23 protein-coding genes, 5 tRNA genes and 1 pseudogene are annotated in these 25,396 nt (G+C 62.2%); 19 read left to right on the top strand and 10 right to left on the bottom strand.

Annotated elements, in window-relative coordinates; all coding sequences use genetic code 11:
* Positions 1-57 precede the first annotated feature (57 nt).
* From codA to LOY35_RS19275, 5 genes are all read right to left on the bottom strand, one after another.
* Complete coding sequence (gene codA / locus LOY35_RS19295) at positions 58-1,305, bottom strand: cytosine deaminase (RefSeq protein WP_258625740.1); 1,248 nt, start codon at positions 1,303-1,305, stop codon at positions 58-60.
* A 14-nt stretch (positions 1,306-1,319) separates the two neighbouring features.
* Positions 1,320-2,591: a cytosine permease gene (gene codB, locus LOY35_RS19290; protein WP_258625738.1), complete on the bottom strand. Its 1,272-nt coding sequence runs from the start codon at positions 2,589-2,591 to the stop codon at positions 1,320-1,322.
* Positions 2,592-2,855: 264 nt separating this feature from the next.
* Complete coding sequence (locus LOY35_RS19285) at positions 2,856-3,686, bottom strand: alpha/beta fold hydrolase (RefSeq protein ID WP_258625737.1); 831 nt, start codon at positions 3,684-3,686, stop codon at positions 2,856-2,858.
* Between the two features lie 388 nt (positions 3,687-4,074).
* Positions 4,075-4,431 (bottom strand): 6-carboxytetrahydropterin synthase QueD, encoded by a 357-nt coding sequence (queD, locus tag LOY35_RS19280; protein WP_047700553.1) that lies wholly within the window; start codon positions 4,429-4,431, stop codon positions 4,075-4,077.
* An 83-nt stretch (positions 4,432-4,514) separates the two neighbouring features.
* Complete coding sequence (locus tag LOY35_RS19275; RefSeq protein ID WP_258625736.1) at positions 4,515-5,594, bottom strand: patatin-like phospholipase family protein; 1,080 nt, start codon at positions 5,592-5,594, stop codon at positions 4,515-4,517.
* A gap of 240 nt (positions 5,595-5,834) precedes the next feature.
* Between LOY35_RS19275 and LOY35_RS19270 the strand changes: the two genes are divergently transcribed.
* The 7 genes and pseudogenes from LOY35_RS19270 (at position 5,835) to LOY35_RS28650 (ending at position 11,825) form a co-directional block, all read left to right on the top strand.
* Positions 5,835-6,143 (top strand): PepSY domain-containing protein, encoded by a 309-nt coding sequence (locus LOY35_RS19270; protein ID WP_258625735.1) that lies wholly within the window; start codon positions 5,835-5,837, stop codon positions 6,141-6,143.
* Positions 6,143-6,454 (top strand): PepSY domain-containing protein, encoded by a 312-nt coding sequence (locus LOY35_RS19265; protein ID WP_258625733.1) that lies wholly within the window; start codon positions 6,143-6,145, stop codon positions 6,452-6,454. The genes LOY35_RS19270 and LOY35_RS19265 overlap by 1 nt, the downstream gene beginning before the upstream one ends.
* Positions 6,454-7,122: a response regulator transcription factor gene (locus tag LOY35_RS19260; RefSeq protein WP_258625732.1), complete on the top strand. Its 669-nt coding sequence runs from the start codon at positions 6,454-6,456 to the stop codon at positions 7,120-7,122. The genes LOY35_RS19265 and LOY35_RS19260 overlap by 1 nt, the downstream gene beginning before the upstream one ends.
* The gene (locus LOY35_RS19255) at positions 7,119-8,432 is read left to right on the top strand and encodes a sensor histidine kinase (protein ID WP_258625731.1); all 1,314 of its coding nucleotides are present in this window, start codon (positions 7,119-7,121) and stop codon (positions 8,430-8,432) included. The genes LOY35_RS19260 and LOY35_RS19255 overlap by 4 nt, the downstream gene beginning before the upstream one ends.
* A gap of 238 nt (positions 8,433-8,670) precedes the next feature.
* Positions 8,671-9,987: a Na+/H+ antiporter family protein gene (locus tag LOY35_RS19250; RefSeq protein ID WP_258633682.1), complete on the top strand. Its 1,317-nt coding sequence runs from the start codon at positions 8,671-8,673 to the stop codon at positions 9,985-9,987.
* Between the two features lie 158 nt (positions 9,988-10,145).
* Positions 10,146-10,919, top strand: a pseudogene (locus tag LOY35_RS28655) (cache domain-containing protein); the annotation flags it as partial.
* Between the two features lie 84 nt (positions 10,920-11,003).
* A complete protein-coding gene (locus LOY35_RS28650; protein ID WP_408981262.1) occupies positions 11,004-11,825 on the top strand; it encodes a methyl-accepting chemotaxis protein in 822 nt (273 codons plus the stop codon).
* A 322-nt stretch (positions 11,826-12,147) separates the two neighbouring features.
* Here LOY35_RS28650 and yegQ read toward each other — a convergent pair whose 3' ends face one another.
* A complete protein-coding gene (gene yegQ / locus LOY35_RS19240; protein WP_258625727.1) occupies positions 12,148-13,473 on the bottom strand; it encodes a tRNA 5-hydroxyuridine modification protein YegQ in 1,326 nt (441 codons plus the stop codon).
* Between the two features lie 146 nt (positions 13,474-13,619).
* Here yegQ and LOY35_RS19235 point away from each other — a divergent pair, with 146 nt between their 5' ends.
* Positions 13,620-14,681: an AI-2E family transporter gene (locus tag LOY35_RS19235; protein ID WP_258625725.1), complete on the top strand. Its 1,062-nt coding sequence runs from the start codon at positions 13,620-13,622 to the stop codon at positions 14,679-14,681.
* A gap of 10 nt (positions 14,682-14,691) precedes the next feature.
* Here LOY35_RS19235 and LOY35_RS19230 read toward each other — a convergent pair whose 3' ends face one another.
* The 4 genes from LOY35_RS19230 to LOY35_RS19215 form a co-directional block, all read right to left on the bottom strand.
* Entirely contained in the window at positions 14,692-14,874 is a 183-nt protein-coding gene (locus tag LOY35_RS19230) for a hypothetical protein (RefSeq protein ID WP_047700561.1), read from the bottom strand.
* Positions 14,875-14,965: 91 nt separating this feature from the next.
* Positions 14,966-15,160: a hypothetical protein gene (locus tag LOY35_RS19225; RefSeq protein ID WP_024776483.1), complete on the bottom strand. Its 195-nt coding sequence runs from the start codon at positions 15,158-15,160 to the stop codon at positions 14,966-14,968.
* Positions 15,161-15,407: 247 nt separating this feature from the next.
* Positions 15,408-15,483, bottom strand: a tRNA-Asn gene (locus LOY35_RS19220).
* Between the two features lie 239 nt (positions 15,484-15,722).
* Positions 15,723-16,919, bottom strand: coding sequence for an amino acid aminotransferase (locus tag LOY35_RS19215; protein ID WP_258625724.1), 1,197 nt, complete (start codon positions 16,917-16,919; stop codon positions 15,723-15,725).
* Positions 16,920-17,251: 332 nt separating this feature from the next.
* Between LOY35_RS19215 and uvrB the strand changes: the two genes are divergently transcribed.
* From uvrB to LOY35_RS19160, 11 genes are all read left to right on the top strand, one after another.
* Positions 17,252-19,267 carry an excinuclease ABC subunit UvrB gene (uvrB, locus tag LOY35_RS19210; RefSeq protein ID WP_258625722.1) on the top strand — a complete coding sequence of 672 codons (2,016 nt, stop codon included), beginning with the start codon at positions 17,252-17,254 and terminating at the stop codon, positions 19,265-19,267.
* Between the two features lie 214 nt (positions 19,268-19,481).
* Entirely contained in the window at positions 19,482-20,963 is a 1,482-nt protein-coding gene (gene gltX / locus LOY35_RS19205; protein WP_041023763.1) for a glutamate--tRNA ligase, read from the top strand.
* A gap of 146 nt (positions 20,964-21,109) precedes the next feature.
* Positions 21,110-21,185 (top strand) — tRNA-Ala (locus tag LOY35_RS19200).
* 78 nt (positions 21,186-21,263) lie between these two features.
* A tRNA-Glu gene (locus LOY35_RS19195) sits at positions 21,264-21,339 on the top strand.
* Between the two features lie 53 nt (positions 21,340-21,392).
* Positions 21,393-21,468: transfer RNA gene (locus tag LOY35_RS19190), tRNA-Ala, on the top strand.
* Positions 21,469-21,544: 76 nt separating this feature from the next.
* Positions 21,545-21,620, top strand: a tRNA-Glu gene (locus LOY35_RS19185).
* A gap of 183 nt (positions 21,621-21,803) precedes the next feature.
* Positions 21,804-22,343, top strand: coding sequence for a TetR/AcrR family transcriptional regulator (locus LOY35_RS19180; RefSeq protein ID WP_258625720.1), 540 nt, complete (start codon positions 21,804-21,806; stop codon positions 22,341-22,343).
* A gap of 29 nt (positions 22,344-22,372) precedes the next feature.
* Positions 22,373-23,206 carry an alpha/beta fold hydrolase gene (locus LOY35_RS19175; protein ID WP_258625718.1) on the top strand — a complete coding sequence of 278 codons (834 nt, stop codon included), beginning with the start codon at positions 22,373-22,375 and terminating at the stop codon, positions 23,204-23,206.
* Between the two features lie 71 nt (positions 23,207-23,277).
* Positions 23,278-23,736 carry a thioesterase family protein gene (locus LOY35_RS19170; protein ID WP_258625716.1) on the top strand — a complete coding sequence of 153 codons (459 nt, stop codon included), beginning with the start codon at positions 23,278-23,280 and terminating at the stop codon, positions 23,734-23,736.
* Positions 23,737-23,815: 79 nt separating this feature from the next.
* Positions 23,816-24,775 carry a tRNA-dihydrouridine synthase gene (locus LOY35_RS19165; RefSeq protein ID WP_258625714.1) on the top strand — a complete coding sequence of 320 codons (960 nt, stop codon included), beginning with the start codon at positions 23,816-23,818 and terminating at the stop codon, positions 24,773-24,775.
* 120 nt (positions 24,776-24,895) lie between these two features.
* The gene (locus LOY35_RS19160) at positions 24,896-25,348 is read left to right on the top strand and encodes an Hsp20 family protein (protein WP_041023758.1); all 453 of its coding nucleotides are present in this window, start codon (positions 24,896-24,898) and stop codon (positions 25,346-25,348) included.
* Positions 25,349-25,396: the final 48 nt, after the last annotated feature.

The raw sequence follows: 25,396 nt of genomic DNA, 5'->3' as shown, positions 1-25,396 counted from the left end.
GATAGCGTCGGGCCAGCCACCTCACGGTCAACGGACAGACCGCTATCGTCGGCTCGCTCAGCCCAACTGCGGCCCAAACTCCACCACTGGCATCTGCCGCCTCATCAGCACTTCACCGTTGCGAATCGAGTAGAGCGGCAACCCCTGGCTGCGGATCACTTCATAGTCGCTGTCGGCCGAAAGGATCAGCAGGTTCGCCGGGCGTCCGGCTTCCAGCCCGTAGCGTTCGCCCAGGGCCATGGCCTTGGCGCTGTTGTCGGTGACCAGGTCGAGGGCGCTTTGCAGGTTGCGGTAGCCAAGCATGTGGCAGATGTGCAGGCCGGCTTCGAGTACCCGCAGGATGTTGCCGTTGCCCAGGGGATACCATGGATCGACGATGGAGTCCTGGCCGAAACACACGTTCATCCCGGCTTCCAGCAGTTCATTGACCCGGGTGACGCCGCGGCGTTTCGGGAAGGTGTCGAAGCGTCCCTGCAAGTGGATGCTTTCGGTGGGGCAGGAGACGAAGCTGATGCCCGAGTGCCCGAGCAGGCGAAACAGCTTGGCGCAGTAGGCGTTGTCGTAGGAGCCCATGGCCGTGGTGTGGCTGGCGGTGACCCGGGCACCCATGTCGCGGCTGCGGGCTTCCTCGGCCAGCACTTCGAGGAAGCGCGAATGCGGGTCGTCGGTTTCGTCGCAATGTACGTCCACCAGGCAGCCGGTGCGCTCGGCCAGGTCCATCAGGAATTTCACCGAGCTGACGCCCTGGTCGCGGGTGTACTCGAAGTGCGGAATGCCGCCCACCACGTCGGCGCCCATGCGGATCGCTTCTTCCATCAGATCGCGGCCGTTGCGGTAGGACTCGATGCCTTCCTGGGGAAACGCGACGATCTGCATGTCGATCAGATGACGGTTTTGCTCGCGCACTTCCAGCATGGCCTTGAGGGCGGTGAGCGCGGGGTCGGTGACGTCGACGTGGGTGCGCACATGCTGGATTCCATGGGCGGCGAGGGCCTGGATGGTTTTCGTCGCGCGGGTCCGGGTGTCTTCTTCGGTGATGGTGGCCTTGCGTTCACCCCAGCACTCGATGCCTTCGAACAAGGTGCCGCTCATGTTCCAGCGCGGCTCGCCAGCGGTGAGGGTGGCGTCCAGGTGAATGTGCGGCTCGACGAAGGGCGGCACCACCAGGTTGCCGCCGGCATCGAGATCCTCCGGGCCGAGGCTGGGGGCCTCGGTCTGGCGGGCGATGCTGGCGATCAGGCCGTTTTCCAGGTGCAGCTCATGCAAGCCTTCGCGGTTGCGCAGGCGAGCGTTGATGATGTGCATCGGGCGAATCCTTCTTATAGGTCTTGGAGTGGCGCGTCGGTGGTCCGGGTACCCATGACGCCGATCAATAGCACATACGTTAGCGCGCCAGTGGCGATTCCTACCAGCGGTGCCACCCAGGGTGAATTGAACGCCGCGACAGTGCCGAGCCCATAAGCCAGCAAGCCCGGCCAGTTGAAGGCGGGCAGCCGTGCATCGGACAGGCGTGGATAACGCCCGCGCCAGCGGAAGAAGAAGTCGGCCATGATCACGCCGCCTATGGGCGGGATCACCGTACCCAGCAGGATCAGGTACGGCACCAGCATGTCGTACATGCCCAGCAGGGCCAGCAGGGTGCCGATCACGGCGCCGCCCAGGGTGACGGTCTTGCGTCGACGGGTGCGTAGCAGGTTGCAACCGGCCACGGCGAAGTTGTAGATGGTGTTGTCCTGGGTGCTCCAGATGTTGAGCAGCAGCATCGCCATCGCCGCCATGGCGAAGCCCTGCAACAGCAGCACTTCGACCACATCCGGCTGCTGGTAGACGATGGCCCCGTAAGCGCCAATCAACACCATCAGGCCATTGCCGAGGAAGAAACCAATCAGGCTTGCCAGCACCGCGACTTTCGCCGAGCGGGAAAACCGGGTCCAGTTGGTCGCCTGGGTGGCGCCGCTGACGAAGGTACCGAACACCAGCGTGATGGCGCTGGACCCATCGAGGCTGCCCGTGGGTACCACCGCCAGCAGGCCCTCCAGGCCCCCGACCTTTTCCGTCGCGACCCACATCGACAGCATCAGCAACAACATCATGGCCGGCACGGCGATGTACGAGAGCATCTCCAACCCGCGATAGCCGATGTAGGCCGTGGCGCAGAACCCCAGGCCGAACAGCACCATCAGCCCCAGCACGGCGCCTTCGCCCAGGCCGAAATATTTACCCAGCACCACCGCGGCGGTCGCCGTGCCCCAGGCGTACCAGCCGATCTGGGTGAAACCCAGGATCAGATCGCTGAGCTTGCTGCCGACCTCGCCAAAACAGAAACGGCCCATCAGCACCGAATTGAGCCCGCTCTTGAACGCGATGTAACCCAACCCCGCGGCATAGAGCCCCAGCAGCAGGTTGCCGATCACGATCACGGTGAGCATCTCGGCAAAACCGAACGCGACTCCCAGCTTGCCGCCGGCAAACATCGTGGCGGTGAAGAAGGTGAAACCCAGCAACACCATGGCCGTGGAGGCCAGGCCCTTGCGGGCGTGCACCGGGACTTCGCTCAACGGGTAGTCGTTGCCTGGATCGTTCTGAGTCATGTGGCGGTCCTTGCGCAGGAGGGGGAATGTCGCAAGCGTGCAGCGGTCGTGCCAAGCGGATGATCACGAGGTTATTTATAGACAATCCGAGGAAATGGGGGCGGGCGGGGCGTGAAAGTGGTGCAGCGATGATTCAAGTTGGAACACGGTTCTCATTACCCCCTGTGGGAGCGAGCCTGCTCGCGATGGCGCCGGATCAGTCACGTCCATTTCAACGGATAGGCCGCCATCGCGAGCAGGCTCGCTCCCACAGGGGATTGGGTTTCAGAGAGGCTGGAGCTGTAACAAGAAACCCAAGATTGCCGCCACAATGGCTTCCGGCGCATCTTCCTGGACCAGATGCCCGGCGTTCGGCACCGGGTGGAATTGCGCGCCTGGAATCAGCGCGTGCAGCGCCCGGCCGCGCTCGATGGGGATCCATTGGTCATCCTCGCCCCACAGTATCTGCGTCGGGCAGCGCACACTCGAATACAGGCCCTCTGCCTCGCGGGTGTAACGCTCGTCCATTTGCGCAATCTGCCGATAAAACGCGGCCTGGCCTGTCTCGCCAAGCCACGGCTGTACGTAGGGCGCCAGTTCTGCGTCCGGGATGTCCCGCTTGATCGCGCCGCGGATATACGTCGGCACAATGGCGCGCTGAATGTAATCGGGCAGCCCGCTGAAGGCTGCTTCATGCCGTCGCACATGCTGGACGAAGGGGGAGCCCCAGGGCGACAGCGCCACCGGGTCGATCAGCGTCAGGCTGCGGTAGTTTTTGCCATTGAGCAGGTGCGTGCGCAGGGCGGTGGCGCCGCCAAAGTCGTGGGCCACCACATCGGGACAGTCCAGGCCCCAGTGCTCCAGCAGCTGCGCGAACAGGTGGTTCTGTACGCCGAGGGAGACATCGGCATCGGGTTGCCCGGATTGGCCATAACCCAACAGGTCAAAGTAATGCACCCGGTGGGTGGCGCTCAAGAGCGGGGCGATTCGATGCCACACGTACGACGAAAAGGGCGTGCCATGGACGAATACCAGCGGCGGGCCGTCACCGTGGATGGCATAGCGAATGGTGTGTCCGTTGAAGGTGTATGCCTGATCCAGCGGCCAGTCGGTCATGGTCGATGCTCCACTGAAGGGGGGTTCAGGGGATAGAGCATAGGCCATTGCAGTTTTCCTGGGGAAACATACCTGCGGCGAGGGGATTGATCTGTGGAGAGGGGGGCTATCTGTGGAGAGGGGATTGATCTGTGGAGAGGGGGCTATCTGTGGAGAGGGGATTTATCTGTGGAGAGAGGTCTATCTGTGGAGAGAGGTCTATCTGTGGCGAGGGGATTTATCCCCGCTGGGCTGCGAAGCAGCCCCAAATTTCCAGCATTAATTCGCTTCGTATCTTTGGGGCGCGCTACGCACGCCAGCGGGGATAAATCCCCTCGCCACAGATAGACCCCTCTCCACAGATCAATCCCCTCGCCACAAAAGCTCTATGCAAGATTGGGACTGCGGGTTACTCGCCGCGATAGATGCAGCCGCTGGTGCACGTCTCATGGATGCGAATGGCGCTGAGTTCCGGCAGCAACGGCTTGAGCTCGTTCCAGATCCACTTGGCGAGGACTTCGCTGGTGGGGTTTTCCAGGCCAGGGATGTCGTTGAGGTAGTTGTGGTCCAGGCGCTCGTAGAGCGGCTTGAAGATCGCCTTGATTTCCGAGAAGTCACGAATCCAGCCGGTGTGCGGGTCGATGTCACCGCTCAGGTGAATCGCCACCTTGAACGAGTGGCCGTGCAGACGGCCGCACTTGTGGCCGTCCGGTACGTGGGGCAGGCGGTGGGCGGATTCGAAGGTGAATTCTTTGAAGATTTCCACAAGTTCAGGCTCTTTAAGGTAGCGGTCGCGAGGCAGGCGGCGGAGTTTATCAGTTTGGCTCCGGCGTTGCGCGCTCATGCTGACTAAAGGGTCAGCAAACGCTCGCCCAGCCCACCGTTGGCCGCCAATTCAAGGAACTCGTCGCCCAGGCGGCGACTCTCGTCCATCGCCGTCTGCCAGTAGGTGCGGCGGCTCGCGTCATCGCCCATGAAACGCTTGAAGTCGTTCCGGTCCGGCAGCTTGCCGTAGGGCAGGCGAGCCAGGTACTCACGGGACGGCGCCACCAACAGGACATCTTGCAGGCGTCCGATGTTGCCCCGGCGCCACGGCAGGCTCTTGTCGAACCAGCCGGGAATGACCCGGTCGGTGAAATGGGGATACAGCACGATGTCTTCGCCGCTGTAGGGCAGGTCGAGGTGATAGTCCAGCAAGCCGCCGTCGCGGTAGGTGCCGGCACCGGCGCCCGGCAGGTCGCGCACGCCCTCCATCACCATCGGAATCGAGCCCGAGGCCAGCAGCGCCTGGCGCAGATTGCCGGCCGCAAGCGGGACGAATCGTGATGGGAAGTCGTTCAAGGGATGCAGCGGCGGTGCCAGGCGCGGGTCGTGGATGATCAGCCGTTCGAAATGCCGCGACAGCCGCGCCCGGCCTCGCAGGTTGTCGGCAATGACCGACGACAGGCCCAGGCCCAGCCGCCCGCGATGATCCTGCGCGAGCAAGCCGTGGCTTTTGACTACCATGATGTTGAGCCGGTAATGCGGGTTGGCGAGGATCGTCGCGTCGCGGCCTTCGAGCAGGTCGTCGAGCATGCGTTGCGAACTCTGGCTGACCCCGGCCATGGTCACGCCCTTGGCGAAACTTTGCCCGTTGTACAAACTGCCCAGGCGTCGGATGCTGTCGGCGGCATCCGGCAGGCAGGCGCTGGCGAAGCGCCAGGAGCCCACGGAAGCGCCGATCAACGAGCGCTCACGGGGAGCGGCAGGCAGCCATTCGCCAAACAGCGCCAGGTCCAGTCCCTGGATGCCCAGGGCCTTGGGACCACCGGCGGCACCGGGCAGGATGCCGACGTCGGCCGCCTTGAGGCCGGCTTCGCGAATCCGCGCCAGGGCACGGGGACCTGCCTTGAGGGTGAGGGCGGGAAACTTGATGTGGATGGCGGTCATACCGGTCTCTTGGCGTGGGCAAGCAACGGATTATAGCGACACAAATCCCTGTGGGAGCGAGCCTGCTCGCGATGGCGGCGCATCAGATTTCAACAAGGTGACTGACCCACCGCCATCGCGAGCAGGCTCGCTCCCACAAGGAGCTCGGTCGTTGATCTGTGTTCCATGATGGCCATTCAGCTTCAGTTAAGTTCACCCGGCTACAGTCGCCCCGTGACGATTATAAAAAGGAGATAACCCTTGAACCGCCTGACTGCCTTTTTCATCGCAACGCTCATGGCACTGGGCGCCAGTCTTGCCCACGCACGGGACCTGGGCCCCGACGAATCCCGAAAACTGCAAGACGCTGGTACCATTCAGTCCTTTGCAACACTCAATGCCGCCGCCCTGGCCAAACACCCTGGCGCCACCGTGACCGACGTCGAGCTGGAAGAAAAGTACGGCAAGTTCATTTATCAGGTGGAGCTGCGCGACACCCAGGGCGTTGAATGGGATATGGAACTGGACGCCGTTACCGGCAAGGTGCTCAAGAATCATCAGGATACTTAATGAAGCTTAATCTCTGCGCCCGCGGTCGATGGCCGCTGGTGCTGCTGGCGTTTTGTTCGGTGGTCATGGCGCGGGACCTGGACCAGGACGAGGCCCTGCAACTGCGCCAGCAAGGCGTGATACTGCCGCTGGAGCAATTGCTGCAACAGGCGCTGGACCTGCATCCCGGCGCCAAGTTGCTGGAGGCCGAGCTGGAAGAGAAACACGGCGTCTATATTTATGAGGTCGAGATGCTGGACACCGACGGTGTCGTGCGCGAACTGGATCTGGAGGCCGCATCCGGCCGCTTGCTCAAAGATAAGGAAGACTGATGCGCCTGCTTCTGGTGGAAGATCACGTTCCCCTGGCCGACGAGTTGATGGCCGGGCTGACACGACAGGGCTACGCCGTGGACTGGCTCGCCGACGGTCGCGACGCGGTGTATCAGGGCAGCAGCGAACCCTATGACCTGATCATCCTCGACCTTGGCCTGCCGGGTGTGCCGGGGCTCGAGGTGTTGGCCCAGTGGCGTGCCGGCGGCCTGAGCACCCCGGTGCTGATCCTCACCGCCCGCGGTTCCTGGGCCGAACGCATCGAGGGCCTCAAGGCCGGTGCCGACGATTACCTGACCAAGCCGTTTCATCCCGAGGAACTGCACCTGCGGGTCCAGGCGCTGCTGCGCCGCTCCCATGGCCAGGCCAATCAGCCGACGCTCCAGGCTGCCGGGCTGCATCTGGATGAGGGGCGCCAGTGTGTGGTCCGCGACGGCGCGGACATCCAACTGACCTCCGCCGAATTTCGCCTGTTGCGCTATTTCATGCTTCACCCCGAGCAGATCCTCTCCAAGAGCCATCTCGCCGAACATCTATATGACGGTGAAACCGAGCGTGATTCCAATGTGCTGGAAGTCCACGTCAATCACCTGCGACGCAAGCTGGGACGCAACGTGATCGAAACCCGTCGCGGGCAGGGTTACCTGTTCGGCGGACAGGCCCGGTGAGATCTATTCAGCGACGGCTGAGCCTGGGCCTGATCGGTGTGATGGTGGTGGTCGGCCTGGTCCTGGCGCAAACCAGTCTGTGGCTGTTCGAGCTGGGGTTGCAGCGCTATCTGGAAGCCGGCTTGCGCAATGACAGCGAGAGTCTGCTGGTGGCCCTGGCGCGTGGCCCCCAGGGGCTGCAACTGGATGAGCGGCGCTTGTCGCCGGCCTATCTGCGACCGTTCTCCGGGCATTATTTCCGCATCGATTTTGCCGACGTGCACTGGCGTTCCCGTTCCCTGTGGGACCAGGAACTGCCCCGGCTCGACCATCCGGGCCTGCACAGCAACCTGCAACTGGGGCCTGAAGGCCAGAAACTGTTGGTATTGCGCACCGACTATCGGCGCCTGGGCCAGGCGATTTCCATCAGCGTGGCCCAGGACTACACGCCCGTGCGCGACAGTTTCCTGCGCATGCAGCAGATCGGCCTCGTCCTCGGCCTGGCGGGGCTGTTGCTGATCCTGCTGCTGCAACGGTTTACGGTGCGCCGTGCCTTGCGTCCGCTGGAGAAGGCCCGGGAACAGATCGCTCAACTACAGCGTGGCCAGCGTTCGCAACTCGACGAACAGGTGCCCCTTGAGCTGGAACCGCTGGTGGCGCAGATCAATCATTTGCTGGCCCACACCGAAGACAGTCTCAAGCGCTCGCGCAATTCCCTGGGCAACCTGGGCCATGCCCTGAAAACCCCGCTGGCAGTGTTGCAAAGCCTGGCCTCGAACGAAAAGCTCGATCCATACCCTGAACTGCGCAAGTTGTTGCTTGAACAACTGGAACAGGTGCGCCAGCGCCTGAACCGTGAGCTCAACCGCGCCCGACTGGCCGGCGATGCCTTGCCCGGCGCGCAGCTGGACTGCGATGCGGAACTGCCGGGGCTGCTGGCGACGCTGAACATGATCCACGGCGAGCATTTGCACCTGAGCTATGTGGCCGCGCCAGGCCAGCACCTGCCCTGGGACCGCGAAGACCTGCTGGAACTACTGGGCAACCTGCTGGACAACGCCTGTAAATGGTCGGATGCCGAAGTGCGCCTGACCGTGACCGAAACGGCCGGGACATTCACCCTGGCGGTGGAAGACGACGGCCCAGGCATTCCCGAGGAGCGGCGCGAGCAGGTCTTCAGCCGGGGCACGCGCCTGGACGAGCAGACCGATGGCCACGGCCTGGGGCTTGGTATCGTGCGGGACATTGTCGACACCTGGGGCGGGACGCTGACCCTGCACGACAGCGAGTGGGGCGGGCTGAAAGTCCTGATCGAACTGCCTCGGCGCTGATCACACCAAATCACCCTGTGGGAGCGAGCCTGCTCGCGATGGCGGCGTATCAGCTTGCATCAAGGTGACTGACCGGACGCTATCGCGAGCAGGCTCGCTCCCACAGGAGGGCTGCGGTGATTTTGAATACGGCAACCTCGAAACCCGCCGCACGGCCCTTGCAGCTTGGCGCCGCTTGCTGCAAAGTCCCCGCCTTTTTTCCGGTGGCTTTGCACCGCTGTGCCTTGAGGTAACGATGATAAATGCAGTAATTGCCGCGGTTGGCGTCATGCTGGTGCTCAGCCTGTCCCGTGTGCATGTGGTGATCGCGCTGATTATCGGCGCGTTGGTGGGCGGCCTGACCGGTGGCCTGGGCATCGAGGCGACGCTCAAGGCGTTCAACGCGGGCCTTGGTGGCGGTGCGACAGTGGCATTGTCCTACGCCTTGCTCGGCGCTTTCGCGGTGGCGATTGCCAAGTCCGGCATGGCCCACGCCCTGGCCGACAAGGTGCTGGCCCTGGTGGACCGCCAGGACGCCGCCGGGGGCTCCAGCGTCAAATGGGTGCTGATCGGTTTGCTGGGGACGGTGGCCGTCGCGTCCCAGAATATCCTGCCGATCCACATCGCCTTCATTCCGCTGCTGGTACCGCCGCTGCTCTACGTGCTGACCAAGCTGCAGATGGATCGTCGGATGATCGCCTGCGTCATGACCTTCGGCCTGATCACCCCCTACATGTTCCTGCCCGTGGGGTTCGGCAATATTTTCCTCAATGAAATCCTGCTCGCCAACATCGCCCGCAGCGGCGTGGACGTCAGCGGCATCAATGTCACCCACGCCATGGGCATCCCGGCGCTGGGCATGGTATTCGGCTTGCTGCTGTCGTTGTTCAGCTACCGCAAGAAGCGCGTCTACGACCTGAAGAAAATTGCCCGGGCCGAGCAGGTGGCGGTGCGCTACAACCCGATGAGCCTGATGGTGGCCGGGATCGCTGTGGCGGCGGCGTTCGCGGTTCAGTTGTTGGTGGATTCGATGATCATCGGTGCCCTGGCCGGGTTCCTGATCTTCTCGCTGTCGGGGGTGGTGCGTTGGCGCGAGACTGACGACCTGTTCACCGAAGGCATGAAAATGATGGCGATGATCGGCTTCATCATGATCGCCGCTTCGGGGTTTGCCGAGGTGATGAAGGCCACCGGCGAAGTGCAGAACCTGGTGGAAGCCTCGGCGGCCTGGATCGGCCACAACAAGGCTATCGGCGCGCTGATGATGTTGCTGGTGGGCCTGCTGGTGACCATGGGCATCGGCTCGTCGTTCTCCACCGTACCGATCCTGGCCACGATTTTCGTGCCGCTGTGCCTGCAACTGGACTTCAGCCCGCTGGCGATCGTCTGCATCGTCGGCACCGCCGGTGCCCTGGGCGATGCGGGCTCGCCTGCCTCGGACTCGACCCTCGGCCCGACCTCCGGCCTGAACATCGACGGCCAGCACCACCACATCTGGGACACGGTGGTTCCAACCTTCCTTCACTACAACCTGCCGTTGCTGGCGTTTGGTTGGGTGGCGGCGATGGTGCTGTAGTCCGAGACAGGTTCGCTTTCATCGCGAGCAGGCTCGCTCCCACATTTCCCGTGGGAGCGAGCCTGCTCGCGATTGCTTTTGATATTGGCCTACAGTTTTCCCCAAGCTTGCCGTTAACACAGCTAACCACGCCAATAACACTTACAAGAGTGATCAGCATGCGCCTGAGCCTGAAGGCTAAAGTCCTGTCCCTGGCAATATTGCCGGTACTGTTGTCCGCCATGATCATCAGCTTGACCACGGCTTTCATCTTGACGGAACAGGCCGGTAAAGAGGTTCAGCAGACCCGCGAACGCCTGCTTACCGATGCCAAGGCGACGCTGCAGAGCTACGTAGCGGTGGGCCTGACCGCCATCAAGCCGCTGTACGATGCAGCCGCTCCCGGTGATAACGCGGCGCGGGCCGAGGCCATCAAGCTGCTGTCGAACATCAGTTACGGCAAGGACGGCTACTTCTTCGGCTACGACTCCGAAACCGTGCGGCTGTTCAAGGCCAACAGCCCCGACGGCGTGGGCAAGAGTTTCAAGGAAAACCGTGATCCGAACGGTGTCTACGTCAACCGTGACCTGGTGAAAGTTGCCAAGGACGGGACCCACTACCTCGAATACAGCTCGCCGCTGCCCAATAGCAAGGCCTTGGTGCCCAAGCTCGGCTACACCGAATACCTGCCCAAGTGGGACATGGCAGTCGGCAGTTCGGTCAACCTGGACGGTATCGAAGCCCAGGTGGCGCTGGTGGAAGCCAAGGTCCATGAGCGTGTGCAAGGCGTGATCCTGAGCATTGTCGGCATCGCTGCCGTCGTGCTGCTGGTGATTGCGGTGGTGGGCCTGCTGCTGGCCAACACCATCCTGCGACCCTTGAACCTGATGAAAGACAACCTCGACGACATCGCGGCGGGCGAGGGCGACCTGACCCGGCGCCTGGCGATCACCAGCCAGGACGAACTCGGCCAGCTGGCCGGCTCGTTCAACCGCTTCGTCGACAAGATCCATGGCCTGGTGCGACAGATCACCGACATGACTTCGCAACTGACCGGGCTGGTGGCCCAGGTCTCCGAACAGGCCCAGCGTTCCGAGCAGGCCATGGAGCGCCAGCGCCACGAAACCGACCAGGTCGCCACGGCGATCAACGAGATGTCGTCCGCCGCCCAGGAAGTGGCCCGCAGCGCCCAGGGCGCCGCCGTAGCCGCCCAGCAGACCGACGAAGAAGGTCAATCCGCCAAGCGGGTGGTGGCTGGCAGCATCCAGCAGATTCATGCGCTGGTAAACGACATCCGCAGCAGTGGCGTGTCCCTGGACAGCCTGCAACAGGACGTGGCTTCGATTGTCAGCGTACTCGGGGTGATTCGTTCGATCGCCGAGCAGACCAACCTGCTGGCCCTCAACGCGGCCATCGAGGCGGCGCGTGCCGGGGAAGCGGGACGTGGTTTTGCGGTGGTGGCCGATGAAGTCCGTGCCCTGGCCAGCCGGACCCAGCAGAGCACCCAGGAAATCCAGGGCATGATCGACCGCCTGCAATCGGGTACCCATGCGGCGGTGGAAGCGATGCGTCGTTCCAGTGAGGCCGGTGACGGCACATCGGTCCGGGCCAACGAGGCGGGAGCCTCCCTGGACACCATGGCGCAGTTGATCGGCACCATCAACTCGATGAACGCCCAGATCGCCAGCGCCGCGGAAGAGCAGACCGCGGTAGCCGAGGAAATCAACCGCAGCGTGCATCAGATCGCCGTGGCGGTGGACAGCGTGGCCGACGAAACCCAACTCGGCGCCCAGACCTCCCGCAGCCTGAGCGACCTGGGCCAGCGCCTGGGCAAATTGGTCGGACAGTTCCGGATCTGACGGCCAGGAGCTGCCGAAGGCTGCGATCTTCTGCTTCCGATCCAGATGTCTTCGCCTGGGATGCCAGGCCCTATCGGGAAAGGAGGATCGCAGCCTTCGGCAGTTCCTGCCGTGGTCCGTTGGGTGGCCCCCATCCCTGTTGGAATGGTGAGCCAGTTAAACATTCATGACCGATCCACCGCCATCGCGAGCAGGCTCGCTCCCACAAGGGATCGGTGGTGACGTGCAAGTATCAGATTCAGCCCGGACCCTGTGGGAGCGAGCCTGCTCGCGATAGCGGCGGTTCAGTTGGCAAGGATGCCAACTGCCAAGCCCGCCCCTCCTATGACTTGCGCACATCCCGCATCAACAACCCGAACCGCAGGTCCACCGCATCCGGTATCGGCACGTACACCACATGCCCGTCCCCCGGCGCGACGTCGATGCTCCGGCCTTTCACGTCCTGCAGTTGATGCAGGTCGAAGTGAAAATTGCCCTTGGGCGTCATCAGCTCCATGTGGTCGCCCAGCTCGAAGCGGTTCTTGACCCGCACTTCAGCCAGGCGTTCGCGCCGCTCGCCGGTGAGTTCGCCGACGAACTGCTGGCGCTCCGAGACTGAGCTGCCGTTCTGGTAGTTCTGGTATTCATCATGCACATGCCGGCGCAGGAAGCCCTCGGTATAGCCGCGCTGGGCCAGTGACTCCAGGTCGGTCATCAGGCCACGGTCGAAGGTGCGGCCGGCCATGGCGTCATCGATCGCCCGGCGATACACCTGGGTGGTGCGCGCGCAGTAGAAGTGCGACTTGGTCCGGCCTTCGATCTTCAGGGAGTGCACGCCCATGCGGGTCAGCCGCTCCACATGCTGCACGGCACGCAGATCCTTGGCGTTCATGATGTAGGTGCCATGCTCGTCCTCGAACGCCGGCATGGATTCGTCCGGACGGTTGGCCTCCTGGAGCAGGAATACCTGGCCGGTGGGCGCGCCGAGGCCCAGGGTGGGTTCGGGCTGGTAGCTGTGCACGATGTCGCCCACGGCGTTTTCCACCGCTGGCTGGGCCGAGTATTTCCAGCGACAGGCGTTGGTGCAACTGCCCTGGTTGGCGTCGCGCCGATTCAGGTAGCCCGACAACAGACAACGCCCGGAATAGGCCATGCACAGGGCCCCATGGACGAACACTTCCAGTTCCATGGCCGGCACTTGCTGGCGGATCTCGGCGATTTCCTCCAGGGACAGTTCCCGGGAAAGAATGATCCGGCTCAGGCCCTGTTGTTGCCAGAACTCGACGCTCGCCCAGTTCACCGTGTTGGCCTGCACCGACAGATGGATCGGCATCTGTGGGAAGTTCCGTCGCACCAGCATGATCAGCCCCGGGTCGGACATGATCAGCGCATCGGGCGCCATGGCGATCACCGGCTCGAGGTCCTTGAGGAAAGTGCGCAGTTTGGCGTTGTGCGGCGCAATGTTCACCACCACGTAGAAGCGCTTGCCCGAAGCTTGGGCTTCACGAATGCCCAGGGCCAGGTTGGCATGGTCGAATTCATTGTTGCGCACCCGCAGGCTGTAGCGCGGCTGGCCGGCGTAAACCGCGTCGGCGCCGTAGGCGAAGGCATAGCGCATGTTTTTCAGGGTGCCGGCCGGGGCAAGCAGTTCAGGGGCTACGAGGGGCATGGTGACGTCTGATCGCAAAAAGCGCCGAGGGTACGCCACGGCCGACCAGGCGCTGTTGATCTGGATCAATGGGGTCGGTGAACGCAACGGCACTCCGGCGAATCCCGACGGACTAACACTTATCGAGCCTGTGACATGGAAAGCAAATGAACCGAAAGAGCCTGCAATACAAATCCCAGATGCTGCTGCTGATCCTGGTCAGTGTCGCCTTCATCTGGATCCTGCTGCCGTTCTATGGCGCGGTGTTCTGGGCGGTCATCCTCGGCATTGTCTTCGCGCCGATGCAGCACCGCCTGCAACTGAAGTTCGGCTGGCCGCGCAATGTCACTTCGCTGTTCACCCTGGGCATCTGTGTGGTCATCGCGATCCTGCCGGTGATCGTCATCAGCACGCTGCTGGTCCAGGAAGGCACGGCGTTATACAAGAGCCTGGAAAGCGGGGAGCTGGACATTGCCGATTACCTGGCGCGGTTCAAGGACGCCTTGCCGCCGTACTTCCAGCATCTGCTTGACCGCTTTGGCTTGGGTAACCTGAGCGGATTGCGGGACAAGATCGTCAAGAGCGCCATGCAGGGCAGCGAGTTCTTCGCCACCCAGGCCTTCAGCTTCGGCCAGGGGACGTTTCAGTTCCTGGTCAGCTTCTTTGTGATGCTCTACCTGCTGTTCTTCTTCCTGCGCGACGGCGCGGAACTGGTGCGCAAGGTGCGCACGGCCATTCCCCTGGCGGAGTACCAGAAGCGGCGCCTGCAATTGAAGTTCAATCGGGTGGTGCGCGCGACGGTCAAGGGCAACCTGCTGGTGGCGATCACCCAAGGGGCTCTGGGCGGGCTGATCTTCTGGGTCCTGGGCATTTCAACCGTGTTGCCCTGGGCTGTGCTGATGGCCTTCCTGTCGCTGCTGCCGGCGGTGGGGGCGGGTATCGTCTGGGCGCCGGTGGCGGTGTATTTCCTGCTCTCCGGGGCGATCTGGCAAGGCGTCGTGCTGACGCTGTTCGGCGTGTTCGTGATCGGCCTGGTGGATAATCTCCTGCGCCCGATCCTGGTAGGCAAGGACACCAAGATGCCGGACTACATGGTGCTGGTTTCGACGCTGGGCGGCCTGGCGGTGTTCGGGCTGAACGGGTTCGTGATCGGGCCGCTCATCGCTGCCTTGTTCATTTCCTGTTGGGCCTTGTTTGTCGAAAGCGCGCCCCGGGTGAAGTTGCCCTAGTCGTGCGCCATCAGGCGCTCAACAGGTAGGTGCCGATGCGCTGCGACAGGGCCTGGGCGGCGGGCAGTGAAGTCAGTGGGCCGCTGATGGTCACGCCGTCCTGGACCAGATACCAGCAGGCCAGCAGGCCACGTTCACGGAGAGCGGCGGGAACGGCGCTGCCAATGACAGACATGATTTGAATGTTGAGCATGGGGACAACCTCCATCTATCGATGGGGTTACCTTACGACTCAGCCGGCAAGGGGAAAAATCAACTGCTTCAATAGTGGGAATCGATGCCGCTCAATCGACCACCAGATCGAGCATGTGCACCACTTCCCGTTCATTGAGCACCCCCTTGCGCACCAGGTTTTCCGTCAACAGCGAAAGGAACTTGGCGGTACGATGGCCTTCCAGGTGCTTGAGCTCGGTCAGCACGTTGTACACCTTGCCGGAGGTGCACAGGCCGACGATGCGGTGGGGGTTTTGCGTGGGCATACCTTCGTCCTTGTTGTTATGAAGCTGTTGTTGACGGACAGGGCCAGCTTGCGGCACAGCCATGACGCTCACGTGACAGCTCGGGTTGGCGGAAAAAGAAAGCAGGATTCAGACCATAATGCCTTTTTGGCGCCGGAATATTGTTCCGGTAGCGACCTCGGGCGGGCCTTATACGGCCTCCGGCAGGTTTTTCGCCCACAAAAAAGCCCCTGGATCTTTCGATTCAGGGGCTTTTGATATTGCTGTCTGGCTCCACGACCTGGACTCGAACCAGGGACCCAGTGATTAACAGTCACTTGCTCTACCAACTGAGCTATCGCGGAATGACGCGTATGTTACTGATTGGAAAAGAGAAGTCAAGCTTTGGGTGGTGGGCGGTGGGTTTGATTGGTCGTGGGGGGTACTCAAACACTTGTTACCGCTTCACACAAGTAAGGATCATGCCGCAAAAACGACTGTGGGAGCGAGCCTGCTCGCGATGGCGGCGCATCATTCAACATCAATGTTGGATGACCCTCCGCCATCGCGAGCAGGCTCGCTCCCACAGGTTTTATGCGGTTTTTTAGATCACCTGGACAATCGCCTTGGTCACCGCATCGATGTTGTTCTGGTTCAGCGCGGCTACGCAGATGCGGCCGGTGTCCAGGGCGTAGATGCCGAACTCGTTGCGCAGCCGCGTCACTTGTTCAACGGTCAGGCCGGAGTAGGAGAACATCCCGCGCTGACGTGCGACGAAGCTGAAATCCCGGTGCGGCGCGGCCTTGGCCAGCATGTCCACCATCTGGTTGCGCATGCCACGGATCCGCAAGCGCATTTCCGCCAGCTCGGCTTCCCACTGGGCCCGCAGCTCGGGGCTGTTGAGCACGGCGGCCACGATGCTGGCGCCGTGGGTCGGCGGGTTGGAGTAGTTGGTGCGGATCACGCGCTTGACCTGGGACAGCACGCGAGCACTTTCTTCCTTCGATTCGCTGACGATCGACAGGGCGCCTACGCGCTCGCCGTACAGGGAGAACGACTTGGAGAACGAGCTGGACGCAAAGAAGGTCAGGCCCGATTCGGCGAACAGGCGCACGGCTGCCGCGTCTTCGTCGATGCCGTCGCCAAAGCCCTGGTAGGCCATGTCCAGGAACGGCACATGGTTCTTGGCCTTGACCACGGCCAGTACGTTTTTCCAGTCCTCGGGGCTCAGGTCCACGCCGGTCGGGTTGTGGCAGCAGGCGTGCAGCACAACGATCGAACGGTCGGGCAGGGCGTTGAGGTCTTCGAGCAGGCCGGTACGGTTCACGTCGTGAGTGGCGGCGTCGTAGTAGCGGTAGTTCTGTACGGGGAAACCGGCGGTTTCGAACAGGGCGCGGTGGTTTTCCCAGCTCGGGTCGCTGATGGCCACGACGGCGTCAGGCAGCAATTGCTTGAGGAAGTCGGCACCGATCTTCAGTGCGCCAGTGCCGCCCACGGCCTGGGTGGTAATGACGCGGCCGGAGGCGATCAGTGGCGAGTCCTTGCCGAACAGCAGGGTCTGGACCGCCTGATCATAGGCCGCGATGCCGTCGATCGGCAGGTAGCCACGGGAAACGTGCTGAGCCACGCGAATCGTCTCGGCTTCGACAACGGCGCGCAGAAGCGGAATACGCCCCTCTTCATTGCAGTAAACACCCACGCCCAGGTTGACCTTATCGGTACGGGTGTCGGCGTTGAATGCTTCGTTGAGGCCCAGGATTGGGTCGCGGGGTGCCAATTCGACAGCGGAAAACAGGCTCATTAGTGCGCGGCTCTGAATGGAGTGTGAGGGGACGTGTGGCGCTCCAGCCGGATGCACTAGAGCGGTGCACAAACGGGGAGCTAGTATAGAGGCCATCACCGGGCAGAGCGACAGGCGATTCGGTTTTTACGATAAGTATTTTCGATTTTTTTCGACCGTTAGTCCCTTCGCCGCGTCAAAGACTCCAAGGCGTGTAGGACGTTCGTCTTGAAAGCGAAGGCATTCACCTCCACATTGTCTGCATTCCAGCTTTTTCCACGGGCGACATCAGTCGTTTCGGTCTTCCTCATTCCCGTCGCCTGGCCGACAGGCGTGAACCCAGGGGTTATGTTATGTCTGAATTCCAGCTAGTCACCCGATTCCAGCCCGCTGGCGACCAGCCGGAAGCCATCCGCCTGATGGTCGAAGGTATCGAAGCGGGGCTGGCCCACCAGACGTTGCTCGGTGTGACCGGTTCGGGCAAGACCTTCAGCATCGCCAACGTGATCGCCCAGGTGCAGCGCCCGACCCTGGTGCTGGCGCCGAACAAGACCCTGGCGGCGCAGCTGTACGGTGAGTTCAAGGCGTTTTTCCCGAACAACGCGGTGGAGTACTTCGTCTCGTATTACGACTACTACCAGCCGGAAGCCTACGTGCCGTCGTCGGATACCTTCATCGAGAAGGATGCCTCGATCAACGACCACATCGAACAGATGCGACTGTCGGCGACCAAGGCGTTGCTCGAACGCAAGGACGCGATCATCGTCACCACGGTGTCGTGTATCTATGGCCTGGGCAGCCCGGAAACGTACCTGAAGATGGTGCTGCACGTGGATCGCGGCGACAAACTCGACCAGCGTGCCTTGCTGCGCCGCCTCGCGGACCTGCAATACACCCGCAACGACATGGACTTCGCCCGGGCGACGTTCCGGGTGCGCGGCGATGTAATCGACATCTACCCGGCGGAATCCGACCTGGAGGCGATCCGCATCGAGCTGTTCGATGACGAAGTGGAGAGCATTTCGGCGTTCGATCCGCTGACCGGCGAGGTGATCCGCAAGCTGCCGCGTTTCACCTTCTACCCCAAGAGCCATTACGTCACGCCACGGGAAACCCTGCTGGACGCCATTGACGGGATCAAGGCCGAGCTCCAGGAACGCCTGGAGTACCTGCGCTCGAACAACAAACTGGTGGAAGCCCAGCGCCTTGAGCAGCGGACCCGGTTCGACCTGGAGATGATCCTCGAGCTGGGCTACTGCAACGGCATCGAAAACTATTCGCGCTACCTGTCGGGTCGCCCGGCGGGTGCGCCGCCTCCGACCTTGTATGACTACCTGCCGGCCGATGCCTTGCTGGTGATCGACGAATCCCACGTCAGCGTGCCCCAGGTCGGCGCGATGTACAAAGGCGACCGGTCCCGCAAGGAAACCCTGGTGGAATACGGTTTCCGCCTGCCTTCGGCGCTGGACAACCGGCCGATGCGCTTCGATGAATGGGAAAGCGTGAGCCCGCAGACCATCTTCGTCTCGGCCACCCCCGGTAACTACGAGGCCGAGCATGCCGGCCGGGTGGTCGAGCAGGTCGTGCGGCCGACCGGCCTGGTGGACCCGCAAGTCGAAGTGCGCCCGGCACTGACCCAGGTCGATGACCTGCTGTCGGAAATCAACAAGCGCGTGGCCATCGAAGAGCGGGTCCTGGTGACCACCCTGACCAAGCGCATGGCCGAGGACCTCACCGATTACCTGGCCGACCATGGCGTGCGGGTGCGATACCTGCACTCGGACATCGACACGGTGGAGCGGGTCGAGATCATCCGCGACCTGCGCCTGGGCACCTTCGACGTGGTGGTGGGCATCAACCTGCTGCGCGAAGGCCTGGACATGCCGGAAGTGTCGCTGGTGGCGATCCTCGACGCTGACAAGGAGGGGTTCCTGCGTTCCGAGCGTTCGCTGATCCAGACCATCGGTCGGGCGGCGCGTAACCTCAACGGCCGGGCGATCCTGTATGCCGACCGCATCACCGGCTCCATGGAACGGGCCATCGGCGAGACCGAGCGCCGTCGTGACAAGCAGATCGCCTTCAACCTGGCCAACGGCATCACGCCCAAAGGGGTGTTCAAGGACGTGGCCGACATCATGGAAGGTGCCACCGTGCCCGGTTCGCGCAGCAAGAAGCGCAAGGGCATGGCCAAGGCCGCCGAAGAGAGCGCCCGCTACGAAGCGGAACTGCGCTCGCCAAGCGAAATCACCAAGCGCATCCGGCAGTTGGAAGAGAAGATGTACCAACTGGCCCGGGACCTGGAGTTCGAGGCGGCGGCGCAGTTGCGGGACGAGATTGGCAAGTTGCGTGAGCGGTTGCTGACTGTCTGAGGTTTTTGCGTCGACCTTCCAGGCGCCATCGCGAGCAGGCTCGCTCCCACGGTTGGAATGCGTTCTCCTGTGGGAGCGAGCCTGCTCGCGATGGGCGCGATCCGGTCTGGCAGGTGCCACTCAAATCCCCCTCTGACTGGAGCCCGCCCACCAACGCCTGTTACCATTCGCCCCCTGTTTCATCTTCGCTTTTATATTCTTTCCGAGACATGCCATGACCACCGTCCGTACCCGCATCGCGCCTTCGCCCACTGGCGATCCCCATGTCGGCACCGCCTACATCGCTTTGTTCAACTATTGCTTTGCCAAGCAGCACGGCGGTGAGTTCATCCTGCGGATCGAGGACACCGACCAGTTGCGTTCGACGCGCGAGTCCGAACAGCAGATTTTCGACGCCCTGCGCTGGCTCGGCATCGACTGGAGCGAAGGCCCGGACGTTGGCGGCCCACACGGCCCGTACCGGCAAAGCGAGCGTGGCGACATCTACAAGCAGTATTGCCAGCAACTGGTGGATATGGGGCACGCGTTTCCCTGCTTCTGCACGGCTGAAGAGCTGGACCAGATGCGCGCCGAGCAGATGGCCCGCGGTGAGACCCCGCGCTACGACGGCCGCGCGCTGCTGCTGTCCAAGGAAGAAGTCGCCCGGCGCCTGGCCGCCGGCGAGCCCCATGTGATCCGCATGAAGGTGCCGAGCGAAGGCGTCTGCGTGGTGCCGGACATGCTGCGTGGCGATGTCGAGATCCCGTGGGATCGCATGGACATGCAGGTGTTGATGAAGACCGACGGCTTGCCGACGTACTTCCTGGCGAACGTGGTCGACGACCACCTGATGGGCATCACCCACGTATTGCGCGGTGAAGAATGGCTGCCATCGGCGCCGAAACTGATCCTGCTCTACGAATACTTCGGCTGGGAGCAACCGCAGCTGTGCTACATGCCGCTGTTGCGTAACCCGGACAAGAGCAAGCTGTCCAAGCGCAAGAACCCGACCTCGGTGACATTCTACGAGCGCATGGGCTTCATGCCCGAGGCGATGCTCAATTACCTGGGCCGCATGGGTTGGTCGATGCCGGACGAGCGCGAGAAGTTCTCGCTGCAGGAAATGGTCGAGCATTTCGACCTGTCGCGGGTGTCCCTGGGCGGTCCGATCTTCGACATCGAAAAACTGTCCTGGCTCAACGGCCAGTGGCTGCGCGATCTGCCGGTGGAAGAATTCGCCGCACGCGTGCAGAAGTGGGCATTGAACCCCGAGTACATGATGAAGATCGCGCCCCACGTGCAGGGCAGGGTGGAGACGTTCAGCCAGATCGCGCCGCTGGCCGGCTTCTTTTTTGCCGGTGGCGTGACGCCGGATGCGAAGCTGTTCGAATCCAAGAAACTCTCGGGCGATCAGGTGCGCCAGTTGATGCAATTGATCCTGTGGAAGCTCGAAAGCCTGCGTCAATGGGAAAAGGACAGCATCACCGCGACCATCCAGGCCGTGGTCGAATCCCTGGAGCTGAAATTGCGCGACGCCATGCCGCTGATGTTTGCCGCCATTACCGGCCAGGCCAGCTCGGTGTCGGTGCTCGATGCGATGGAAATCCTGGGGCCGGACCTGACCCGTTTCCGCCTGCGCCAGGCCATCGATCTGCTCGGTGGCGTGTCGAAGAAGGAAAACAAGGAGTGGGAAAAACTGCTGGGCGCGATTGCCTAAGCGGTCGTTGGGGCAGGGCATACCCCGGTTTTCCGGGGTTTGTCGGTAAGTGATTGTTATCCCGGCAAAAAATTTTCAAATTTGTTGAAAATAAATTTGACAGCCCTCCGATACGCCCTTAAGATTCGCCCCGTCCTCAGCGATGAGGGGCTATAGCTCAGCTGGGAGAGCGCTTGCATGGCATGCAAGAGGTCGACGGTTCGATCCCGTCTAGCTCCACCAATTTACACTTCAAGGTCTGGCCACACCGGCCTTGAAGCGATCAGCACTCAGCGTTGATCAGCAGTTAGAAGGGTTTGCGTCCCCTTCGTCTAGTGGCCTAGGACACCGCCCTTTCACGGCGGTAACAGGGGTTCGAGTCCCCTAGGGGACGCCAGTTTTACAGAAGCGATGTTGCAAGATGTCGCTCCGCCGCGAGGCGAAAAACCTGGGGCTATAGCTCAGCTGGGAGAGCGCTTGCATGGCATGCAAGAGGTCGACGGTTCGATCCCGTCTAGCTCCACCAATCGTCAGGTTCAAGGTCTGGCCACACCGGCCTTGAATCGATCAGTTCTCAGCGCTGATCAAGCAAGAAGGTTTGTGTCCCCTTCGTCTAGTGGCCTAGGACACCGCCCTTTCACGGCGGTAACAGGGGTTCGAGTCCCCTAGGGGACGCCACGATTACCCGCTCTGCGGGATTTTATGAGGGTCATTCAATTCTTGAATGGCCCTTTTGTTTGTCTGGCGTTCAGCCAATTCTCCTATCCTCGAAAAATAGACTGCCGACCAGCGGATCGAGATTCTGCTTGCGGAAAATTATTATGAGAATAATATTGTGATCGTAATATTCGGAGGCAAACGATGAGCGATAAAAAAGCACAGACCCGTGAACGCATTATCAAGGCCGCCAGCGATGCGCTGATCCAGCGCGGTCCGGTCGAGCCGAGCGTGGGCGACGTCATGGGCGCGGCCGGGCTGACAGTGGGCGGGTTCTACGCCCATTTCGAAAGCAAGGATGCGTTGATGCTGGAAGCTTTCAAGCAACTGCTCAGCCGGCGTCGCGGTTTGATCGCCGACATGGATGCCGAGCTGACCGGCGAAGAGCGGCGAGCCCTGGTGGCAGCGTTTTACCTGTCACGCAAGCATCGGGACTCTACCGAAAACGCCTGTCCGATTCCGGCATCGATTGGTGAACTGGGACGGCTGCCGGATCCGTTTCGTGAAGTGCTCAACGAACACATTGAGTTAATGGCCGCGCAATTGGCGGCCAGCCCGGAAGATGCCGACAAGGCCCTCGCCGACATTGCCTTGATGGTAGGTGGCCTGGCGCTGGCCCGGGCATTGGGCCCGGGAGAGTTATCGGATCGTGTTCTGCGCGCCGCCAAATCCGCGATGCGGTGAGCCAAGGCGCAAACCGTGGGAGAAGAGCGATGGACAGATTGAGCTGGATTCGTGGTGTCAATGGCACGCTGGGGCGGGTAGCTCCGCGTTTGGTGGCAAAGAAGATGCGCGCACTGTTCATGCGTCCCCGGAACCTGCCGCCACGGGACTGGGAACTGCCATTGCTGGCAACCTCCGAGCGCATCACCTTGCGCTTCGGTCTTTCTGCCCTGCGCTGGGGCAAAGGCCCGACCGTCTTGCTGATGCATGGCTGGGAAGGGCGACCCACGCAGTTCGCCGCACTGATCACGGCGCTGGTGGAGGCTGGTTATATGGTAGTGGCGCTGGACGGTCCGGCCCATGGCCGCTCACCTGGTCGCGAGGCGAATGTCCTGCTGTTCGCCAGGGCGATGCTTGAAGCCGCGGCCGAACTGCCGCCGCTGCAAGCGGTGATCGGGCATTCCATGGGCGGGGCCAGTGCCATGCTCGCGGTCCAGTTGGGGTTGCGCACCGAGACGCTGGTCAGTATCGCCGCACCTGCGCGCATCCTTGGGGTGCTGCGCGGCTTCGCCCGGCTGGTGGGCCTGCCGCCCCACGCGCGTTCGGCCTTCATTCGTCAGGTGGAAAACGATGTGGGCATGCGCGCCTCGAAGATGGACGTTGCGCATTATCAGCTGGATGTGCCGGGGTTGATCGTCCACGCCGAGGACGACACGTCCGTCTCGGTCAAGGAGTCGCAGCTGATTCACGAGGCCTGGTTCGACAGCCGCCTGCTGCGCTTGCCCCAGGGCGGGCACCAGCGGGTGCTGGCCGATCCCCGGGTCATCGATGGCGTGTTATCACTGTTGGCCGGGCGCAATCTGCAAGCACGGCAATCGGCCTGAGTTGTGGGAGCAAGGCTTGCCCGCAGGGATCGGGTACACTGCCCCGATCCACATTCGACCGGGAGAGGGGCATGGGCTGGGATCGGGCAACACCGTTCATCATTGATCTTCAAGTAGCCGCCGAAGACATCGACGGGCTGGGCCACGCCAACAACGCGGTTTACGTCACCTGGCTCGAACGCTGTGCCTGGCGTCATTCCCAGCGCCTGGGGCTGGATCTGGCGGAGTATCGCCGGCTGGACCGGGCGATGGCGGTGGTGCGCCATGAAATCGATTACCTGGCGGCCGCCTACGAAGGCGACGAGCTGCAACTGGCCACCTGGATCGTCGACTGGGACCAGCGACTGAAGATGAGCCGGCATTTCCAACTGATCCGCCCCAGCGACAACGCCACCTTGCTGCGGGCGCAGACCTCATTCGTCTGCATCGAGCTCTCCACCGGCAAACCCAAGCGCATGCCGCCGGAGTTCATCGAAGGCTACGGCCCGGCGCTGGAGGCCTGTGGCACAGTTGGCATCCTCGCCAGCTGATCCACCGCCATCGCGAGCAGGCTCGCTCCCACAGAATCCGGTAAACTGCCGCACGTTTTTTCGTTGAGTGCGTTTTCCCATGCAAATTGCCCTGGCGCCCATGGAGGGGTTGGTCGACAACATCCTGCGGGACGTCCTGACGCGCGTCGGTGGTATCGACTGGTGCGTGACCGAGTTCATCCGCGTCAATGACCGCCTGCTCACACCGGCCTATTTCCACAAGCTCGCCCCCGAACTGCTGACCGGCGCGCGGACCGCTGCCGGCGTGCCGCTGCGGGTGCAGTTGCTGGGTTCCGACCCGGTGTGCCTGGCGGAAAACGCGGCACTGGCCTGTGAGTTGGGTTCAGAGGTGGTCGACCTGAATTTCGGCTGCCCGGCCAAGACAGTGAACAAGTCCCGGGGCGGCGCGGTGTTGCTCAAGGAGCCGGAACTGCTCAACCAGATCGTCGAACACGTGCGTCGCGCCGTGCCGAAACACATTCCGGTCACCGCCAAGATGCGCCTGGGCTTCGATAGTCCGGACGGCGCGCTGGTCTGCGCCACGGCGCTGGCCGAAGGCGGGGCGGCGCACATCGTTGTGCATGCGCGGACCAAGACTGACGGCTACAAGCCGCCGGCCCACTGGGAATGGATCCCCCGGGTTCAGGAAGTGGTCAAGGTGCCGGTGTTCGCCAACGGGGATATCTGGAGCGTCGAAGATTGGCGTCGTTGCCGTGAGATCAGCGGCGTAGAGGACATCATGCTCGGTCGTGGCCTGGTTTCCCGTCCGGACCTGGCCCGGCAGATCACCGCCGCTCGCGCCGGTGAAGAGGTGGTGCAGATGTCCTGGGCCGAGCTGCAGCCGATGCTCCAGGATTTCTGGGGACAAGTGGTCGAACAGCTGACCCCACGTCAGGCGCCTGGGCGGTTGAAGCAATGGCTGGCGATGTTGACCCGCAATTATCCCGAGGCGGTCGAGCTGTTTACCGCGCTGCGCAGGGAAACCGAGCTCGATGCCGTGGGTCATTTGCTAGGTATGCAGCGCACTGAAGCGGCCTGAAAAAAATTTGAAAAAAAGCTCTTGAAAAGTATTTGGCGGCCCCTAGATAAGGGGTACGCGATGCCGAATTCGGGTCGCGGAGACAAAAAACCTTGCTGAACTTTTCAGGAGATTTGAATCATGAGTACTGCATTTTCGCTGGCCCCTCTGTTCCGTTCCTCGGTGGGCTTCGACCGTTTCAACGACCTGTTCGAAACCGCCCTGCGCAACGAACCGGGCAGCAGCTATCCACCCTACAACGTGGAAAAATACGGTGATGATGAATACCGTATCGTAGTCGCCGCCGCTGGCTTCCGGGAAGAAGACCTGGACCTGCAGGTGGAAAAAGGTGTGCTGACCATCAGCGGTGGCAAGCGTGAGGCCAGCAACGACAGCGTGACCTACCTGCATCAGGGCATCGCCCAGCGTGCATTCAAGCTGTCCTTCCGCTTGGCGGATCATATTGAGATCAAGTCCGCCGGCCTGAGCAACGGTCTGTTGAGTATCGACCTGTTGCGGGTGGTTCCGGAAGAGGCGAAAGCCAAGCGCATCCCGATCAACGGTGCGCAGCAGCAACCCGCGCTGCAGAACTGATATATCGCCACTGAAAAAGGGCGCCGAGATGGCGCCCTTTTTCATATC

Source organism: Pseudomonas sp. B21-028, assembly GCF_024749045.1.
GTDB lineage: Bacteria > Pseudomonadota > Gammaproteobacteria > Pseudomonadales > Pseudomonadaceae > Aquipseudomonas.
Note: the sequence above shows the minus strand (reverse complement) of the source record. Positions and strands in the feature narration are given on the sequence as shown.